This window comes from Alicyclobacillus fodiniaquatilis, assembly GCF_042678105.1.
GTDB lineage: Bacteria > Bacillota > Bacilli > Alicyclobacillales > Alicyclobacillaceae > Alicyclobacillus > Alicyclobacillus fodiniaquatilis.
The window spans coordinates 88085-96005 of the sequence record NZ_JBHUCX010000021.1 but is presented as its reverse complement, the minus strand read 5'-3'; the positions used below and the strand labels follow the sequence as shown (position 1 = coordinate 96005).

Annotated in this window: 7 protein-coding genes; all 7 read left to right on the top strand. The window is 45.1% G+C overall.

Annotation, left to right across the window (positions count from 1 at the left end; genetic code table 11):
• Window positions 1-313 precede the first annotated feature (313 nt).
• Window positions 314-574 carry a hypothetical protein gene (locus tag ACFSB2_RS09020; RefSeq protein ID WP_377942706.1) on the top strand — a complete coding sequence of 87 codons (261 nt, stop codon included), beginning with the start codon at window positions 314-316 and terminating at the stop codon, window positions 572-574.
• A gap of 486 nt (window positions 575-1060) precedes the next feature.
• Complete coding sequence (locus ACFSB2_RS09015) at window positions 1061-2278, top strand: MFS transporter (RefSeq protein WP_377942705.1); 1218 nt, start codon at window positions 1061-1063, stop codon at window positions 2276-2278.
• Window positions 2279-2326: 48 nt separating this feature from the next.
• Window positions 2327-3046, top strand: a complete 720-nt coding sequence (locus ACFSB2_RS09010; RefSeq protein ID WP_377942704.1) for a 4'-phosphopantetheinyl transferase family protein — start codon at window positions 2327-2329, stop codon at window positions 3044-3046.
• A 455-nt stretch (window positions 3047-3501) separates the two neighbouring features.
• Complete coding sequence (locus tag ACFSB2_RS09005; protein ID WP_377942703.1) at window positions 3502-3654, top strand: hypothetical protein; 153 nt, start codon at window positions 3502-3504, stop codon at window positions 3652-3654.
• A gap of 908 nt (window positions 3655-4562) precedes the next feature.
• Window positions 4563-4901: a DUF5372 family protein gene (locus ACFSB2_RS09000; protein WP_377942702.1), complete on the top strand. Its 339-nt coding sequence runs from the start codon at window positions 4563-4565 to the stop codon at window positions 4899-4901.
• A gap of 47 nt (window positions 4902-4948) precedes the next feature.
• Window positions 4949-5311, top strand: a complete 363-nt coding sequence (locus ACFSB2_RS08995; protein WP_377942701.1) for a DUF6788 family protein — start codon at window positions 4949-4951, stop codon at window positions 5309-5311.
• Between the two features lie 152 nt (window positions 5312-5463).
• Window positions 5464-7506: a recombinase family protein gene (locus ACFSB2_RS08990; RefSeq protein WP_377942700.1), complete on the top strand. Its 2043-nt coding sequence runs from the start codon at window positions 5464-5466 to the stop codon at window positions 7504-7506.
• The last annotated feature ends 415 nt before the right edge of the window (window positions 7507-7921 follow it).

Genomic DNA, 7921 nt, shown 5'->3' with positions numbered 1-7921 from the left:
AGATCATGACGTGACAAAACGTCCCTGTCGGAATCCCGGCGGGGATTTTCTATTATGATGATCATTCATTTTCGTGATCAAGGTGTCCTACGTTTGACGCTTACGTATCTCTGAACTCTCTCGAAGAACTGGACATGACCGCAAGATGATTCGAAAGGTGGGTCCAGAGGGATAGGAGGCTGGGAAGAAACCCTTAACTGGAACCAAGCGATAGGGCACTATAAGTCATATGTAGAACAGCGTATGTGTTTTGGTGTTCTCAACGCCGAACGGATTTTGCGAGAGATTCGGGAAAGGGATACGCGGGATCACGGTGCTTCGTGAGTTCATGCACCCGCTTTGTCACGTGGTCTCTGCCAAGACAGTTCGCTTTGAAACCGCTCCAGTCAAGCAAGCCCAGATCGATGTAGGCACGTTCCCGTATATCGACGTGACCCCATCGCCGCAAACTGTGGGTTTTTGCTATGGTTCTATCCTACTCCCGGATGCTCTATTTGAGTTTATCAAAGCGTCAGACCAACAGTGCCACTCGTTTGTCCATCGACGGACATGGGTCTGGTGCAATTTCACTTAGGAACTCATCCAAGGTTCGATGAGATTCCCCACCAACCTTTCAACTCTGGCTCATACTCAACAGCATATATAGGCTAGTACTAAACTTAGAGAAAATTCGAGCCATCCAATAGTTCGATATTGACTACTGTTGTCAAAGTACACGACTTCTGGCACACCATGTCTTTGTACAGCTTGCGTAAACATTTTTCTACAATTGCCTGATCATGCATGAGATAGAACATACCATGAAGAATAAAAAGGGTGGCGTCCTCCGATATTAGAACGAGAACGACTTATTGATCCGCTACCTTTGGCCGATGTCCGACACAATATCCATCATTGTGATTTTAAACCAATCATCCAATTACACAATATCAAAAACACAAAGTCTAAAAATACAGTTTTAAAGACGAACATGATTACATCCATTTAGTATATAATGGTACCAATAACCCCTTGATTAAGTTTTATAACTATGATTTTAATTTTGAGAGAAGTGGATTTTGTGAATGTTTTACGGAATAAAAATTACACAATATTATTAATTGGTCAACTTGTTTCAACATACGGAAATAACTTATACACTCTTGCTCTTCCTTGGTATATCTATACCATCACAAATTCTAAGAGTGATCTCACAATTGTTGGCCTAGCTGATTACATACCTGCCTTAGCAGGGTTTTTCGCCGGAGTTCTAGTCGACAGATGGCACAAAAAAACTATCATGATAGCTTCTGATCTAATACGTACTCTTCTAGCGCTCTCGATATCACTTGTAGTCTCTTTTCATCACAATTTTATGATCATTTTTGGATTGGCACTTCTAATTCAATTGACTGGTTCATTTTTCACCCCCGCTTCAAGTGCGTTAACACCATTACTCGTCTCAGAAGATGATCTTCCAAAAGCAATGGGAATTACCCAAGCAACAAATGGAGCGGTTCAATTAATAGGCATGACTTCCGGTGGTTCTTTACTTGCTATATTCAAAGCATCACGTCTTTTTTTAATAGATTCGGCAACTTTCGTGATATCAGTAATTAGCCTGCTTCTAATCCAAGTATACGAGCATTTACAAACCCCTCAAGAACATAGTAATTATTTGAAGGAATGGTCTCACGGTATAAGAATACTGATAAAATCCCGAAGTATGCTACAAATTTTCCTTGGCGGACTCATTTCCAACTTCGGACTTGCACCAGCAATAATTGTACTTACAGCTTGGATTAAAGGGCCAATGGGTGCAAAATCTACGGCTTTTGGCATAATAGCAGCAAGTATGATCATAGGTTTAATTCTGGGTGGAATACTATTAGGAGCGATTTCAAGATTACTATCAACAAAACATATTTTACAGGTTGGATTGATGGTTCTTGGTATATGCCTAAGCTTCATAGCTATATGGCCTAATACATACTGGTGTATGGGAATGATCCTACTTGGAGGCTTTGCAATATCATGTCTAAACGGAGCACTTCGAATACTTTTGGTGAAAATCGTACCGCAAACAATGCGCGGTCGAATTTTTAGCATGTTTAATGGACTCATGATTTTGGCCAGCCCAGTGGGTATTGCCGTATTTGGAGCACTCATGGTGATTATCCCCCTATGGGCAGTATGGGTCACTATGGGAAGTATTATCGTTCTTGGGGGAATGAGCTATTTTATTCGAGTACGCGACGACTTGCATGAGTTAATGAATACTATAACTGAGTTGAATTAGAACTACAATTCTACTTTGTAATTCGGAAAAGCGAAAGGGACCAATCTTATGATAATACAACTCTACTGGACAAAAATTCCTGATGCTATAGATATGGACAAACTACAAACATGGCTAAGAATTTTAGATGATGATGAAATAGGTACTTACCAGAAGTATAGAGTGAGCTTCAAAAAGGTAGAATTTCTAATTGGACGCATAATGTTAAAATTATATATCGCAAATCATACAGAAACGCCATTACATAGGATCCATTTTAAGAAGGACGTATATGGTAAATTACACTTTGTAGATTACAATCTTAAAGCAAGGAAACAGGCGATGTATTTTAGCCTTGCTCATAGTAGCAAAGTAGTTGTGTGCAGCTTTACAACCCAGTGTGAAATTGGAGTTGATGTTGAATGTGTGGAGACAGAACATTTCTCAATTATGCCAATGGTATTCACTCAAGATGAAATTTCCTTCGTAAACACCAAACAATCTCCGAATGAAAAAAACTTCAATTTTTATTTGATTTGGACAAGAAAGGAAGCATACTTGAAAGCCGTAGGAAAGGGGTTCCATATTTCCCCACTGTCTTTTTCTGTTCCTCAAGAAATGGGTGTTGTTTGTCGTGGTCCGTGGGAATTCAACACTTTTTTTCGAGACAATTATATAATATCAACGGCATGTCAAAAAAATCAATTTCAAGAGACAATTTATCAAATGCATAAAATAGATTTTCATGACTTATTAGACTGTAAAATCTCCAATATCCTGTCTCAATGAATTGAGTAACATAGCATGAAACCCGAATACATGTGTGTTTGAAGTTTCACCGCACTATGGTATCCAAATCGTGCATTAACTCATACTAAGAATATACTTGTGTGAGAATCCCCTCCTTCGACCAAAAAATTACTGGTGGTCACCACAAAATATTATCCCGGATTTCGACGGTCTTGTCCTCTTTGAAATGACCTGAACAATTGAAAAGACGCTCCCCGTAAGGCTAAGATGAGTTTGACGAGAACAAATCTTTCGCACGGAAGGAGCGCCTTTCGGGTGAATCATACACCAAAACATCACCGTCGGAAAAGCTGTAAAATACATACTCGCTTTGACCTCCACTCTGCACCGCTTTTGGCGGTGCAGCAGGACTCATTGATTTCGTCCTCGGGACCGGGATTGACCGACGTTTTTGCGCGAAGGGTCTGCGCAAGCGGGTGGATGCTCAGTTCCAAATGGACAACATTGCACTTACCCTCATTCTTGGTTCACTGCTGGGGCAGGAACGAGTTTTCCACTTCGAGGACATCGAGCAAGCTCCTCTGCTCAAACTCAAACTCAAACTCAAACTCAAACTCAAACTCAAACTCAAACTCAAACTGAACTGAACTGAACTGAACTGAACTGAACTGAACTGAACTGAACTGAACTGAACTGAACTGAACTGAACTTACACAAGCTACCCGATGCGTCCTTGCTGTACAAGGGTCTGAAACGTTTGGGCTCCTCCACAGGCATAGAGGCGATCCGCTGTGCACAGCGTCAGGTTCTCAAGTCGTTGCTCCCCGAAGAACGGGACATCGTCGTCGACATCGATTCTTCAGTCGAGACGGTATACGGGTGAGCGTCAATGGGCAGCAGAGCGGCTGCGGCGAAGACTCCTATTTTTTTCAGGCATTCTGGTACGTCATGCCCGGCAGTGGACGATCCTACTTTCCGAGTTCGCACAGCACTTATGTACTCAGATGTTCGAGGCTGTACCTTAGTCGTTTCCAAATCGAATAGTTGGAGTAAGTAACTCGAACTGGGTGGGGTGAATTGTGCCAAAATTCTCCGCATTGATATGCGGAACAATCGTGCTCACATACATATTTACCAATCTATTGAACTCCCAGTTCTATCGGGCTTATCAATGCAAAAACCGTCGAAATCCGGGATTATTAAAACCAACTTGTCTTGTGGGGTAGCCGCTTATATAGGCACGTTTGCGTTCCTAATCCGACTTTCACGCAAAATATACAATTGTTTATCCGCCCGCCAACAACTGACTCAACACCAATCCATCCAGTTGGTCAAATTCAGTATTAATCATTCAACCCGAATCCTAATTAGTCATAGTCTAACTCATCCTTGACAGCTACCTAGCAGTGACACAGTATTTGTAGGCGGGATTTTGCACTACACCATAAAGAACCTCGCAGTCAGGCGGGATGGTGTATAAGTTTTTTCTAGAATAGCTCCGTCTGAACTGCTTTCGGGCTTCGTGCTATCCAGTTGAAGTAGTTTTCAAAGATGGATGTCAGTACTTGGAGTAATGCCTGTTGGACGAGCCTGTCAATCACAGTTGGGACGGTCAGCGCAAAATGCACTTCAGCTCAATTCTCTTTCGGAATCTGTAACCATCACCCATCCATTCCACCCTCTTCACGGACAAACCTTTGCTCTGCTTAAAGTGAAGCACGTAAATGGGATTCCCCTGTACTCTCTTCAAACCAACTCTACTATTATTTGCGTGCCAGAGTCCTGGACAGATCGTCACCGGATCCAAGATTCCAGACCGGTCACTCCATTCAATGCATTGGATTTGAAAGAGTTAGCTGAGCTCATGCGAGACCTGGATGATTTCTCTATCTGAACGACGAATTTATTGACAATTCAAAACCAAGGAGGTAATTTCTTAATATGAATACTACTGATAAGATGAATGCTCTTAGAAGATTTAAATCTGTTTCTTCTCAAGAAATTAAAGAACGCAAGACGCAGTTGCTAAAGGAACTGCCACCAATGGACCATATCCTTCGTGGCTCTCTAATCACTCGGCTTGTCAAGTGTGGAAAGTCAACCTGTCGCTGTTCTACCGGCGTCGGTCATGCAAGCTTGTACTTGTCATCTTTTTATCATGGTAAGACGCAAATGAATTACGTTCCTGCAGCCTGGGAGCAATGGGTTCGCTCGGGGCTTGAAAATTATGAGGTCGCACAGGACATTCTCTCGGAATTGACTGAGCTCAATCTAGAACTACTTCGACGCCGAGATAACGAATAGTTTGTCGGCCTAGCCGGAGGGGATGTTTGTGTCCAATTCAGCATTAGCCGCACTGGTGGGAAACGACGCGCAAAGCTTGGACGAGCTTATCACGGTCGTGGCCGGAATGGTGCGTTCGTGCCTTGCGGCAATGCATAGGGAGGAACAAAATCATGACGACAACACCGTCGAAAGTTCACCCAGAGCACCTGAACAGACTAGCGATTGTATACATCCGTCAATCGAGCCTAGCCCAGGTCCGGTTTCACCGGGAGAGCACGGAGCGACAGTATGCTCTACAGGAGAAAGCTCTGAATCTAGGGTGGACTCCGGAACAAATTCAGGTTATCGACGAGGATCTCGGGATTTCAGGGTCTGGCCGTTCACAGCGCTTGGGCTTCCAGAACCTCGTGGCTCAAGTTTCACTTGGCGAGGTTGGTGCGATCTTTGGTCTGGAGATTTCTCGCTTGGCACGCTCTTCAGCGGACCTCCTACGGCTTCTCGAGCTATGCGGCCTGTTCAACACAATCGTAGTGGATGAAGACGGCATTTACGATTTGCGAGATTTCAATGACCGATTAATCCTCGGTTTCAAAGGGACCATGAGCGAGGCAGAACTGCATTTCTTGCGCGCTCGGTTAATCGGCGGCAAAAAGAACAAAGCGAAAAAAGGTGATCTCCATTTTCCGCTACCTGTGGGCTATGTTTACGACACGAATGGACAGACAGTTTTGGATCCCGACGAAGAGGTTCAAACAGCCATTCACAATGTATTTCGTGCATTTCGTGCCACAGGCAGCGCGTATGGTGTGATCCAGTTCTTTACCCAAAATGGACTGCGGTTCCCAAAACGTGCGTACGGTGGTGCGTGGGCTGGAAAACTTGTTTGGGGGACACTCAACCATGGTCGAGTTTTAGGGATTCTGTACAATCCTGCATATGCCGGAGCATATGTTTTTGGTCGTTATCGGGACCAAAAGCGCGTGAGTCCGCAAGGCCTGTTTATTCATCATACCGTGCGACTCCCTCGCGAGGCGTGGGAAGTTTTCATTCCAGACCATCATCCAGGCTATATTACATGGGAGAAATATGAAAAGAATCTAAAGCAGCTTCACTCGAATCGTACCAATCTCGAGAAGAGCGGTCCCGCACGTGAGGGCATGGCTCTACTTCAAGGACTTATTATATGCGGAAAGTGCGGTCGCCGCATGAGTGTACGCTACACCGGAAACGGAGGAATCTCTCCACACTACGAATGCAAAGGACGATGGGAACATGGCTGCCGAGCCACCTGCACTACAGTACCGGCGCTGAAAATCGACCAGGCTATCTCAGAGCGACTGTTGCAAGCGATACAGTCAGCCGAATTAGAACTTGCTCTGCGGGTGATGGACAAACTACTGCATGAAGAAGATGAAGCAGACAAAGGCTGGAAGTTGTCACTCGAGCGAGCACAGTACGAAGCAGACCGAGCAGAGAGACAATACCAACAGGTCGAACCAGAAAACCGATTGGTAGCACGTAGCCTTGAAGCGAGGTGGAATGAAAAGCTCACCGAAGTGGCGCAGCTTCAAGAACAGTACACCCAGTATGTGACTCGCCGTAGTTGGCGCCCTACCGAACACGATAAGATGGAAATCCTGAGTCTTGCGAAGGAGTTACCTCGAATTTGGTCCAAGCCATCCACTACACCAAAAGACCGGAAGCGGATCCTTCGTTTACTGATTGAAGACGTCACCATATTCGCTGGATCGAGGAACCCGGATGTCCGACTTGGCCTGCGATGGCGCAATCAGCATTGCGAAGAGCTCTGGGTTCGTAAGCCGTTACCACCGCACATGGCGACCAAACATTCACCTGAAACTGCAGAGCTCGTTCGCAGGCTCTCCGTAACGATGACAGATCAACAAATTGCCACCCATTTAAACGAATCAGGCATGCGTACCCCGGATGGCAGACGGTTTACCGTCGATTCTATCCAGTGGATTCGCCATATAAACCAAATTCGTGGATATGCTTCAGTCCGTAGAGGCCTGACAGTAAAAGAGGTGGCTGAGCGTCTCAGAGTCAGTACTGGTGTGGTGTACTACTGGCTTAATCGGGGGATTCTGACTGCACAAAAAGTCGCTCCAGGCTGGCCATGGGACATTCAACTGGATGAACAAAAGGAGTTCGAACTCCGAGAGCGAATCCAGAAGTCTGGACACTTAAATTAGTTAATTCAAACGTTCACTTAGTTCATTAGCCCTCTAATTCAAAAACCTTATTGGGAGGCGTGCAGTATGAAATTGCCGTCGGGATACCCAGTCCCCGCTTCCCGCCTCCGGGTTTCGGGATTTCGACCCGTCTGACCGGTTGCGGTTTGTAGGTTCCAGCGAGAAGTTGCTGACGGATGCCAGCAGTGTTCTACGACGTAGCTTCGTAAGGAATTTACGTCACGGCGGCTACTCCCGGCGCTCACTTATTTAATTCGACTCGGTCGAGCGCTTGTAGCATGTTTCCACGTTCAAGTACTCTCTCTAACAATGAGGTCGTGCCTTCGCAGGTTGGGTCTCTATTTGTGCCGACGACGAACTAAGCCCTCGCGTGTCAGTTCCTTGCCGCTTCACCGCTACTCCCTGATGCGAAGCT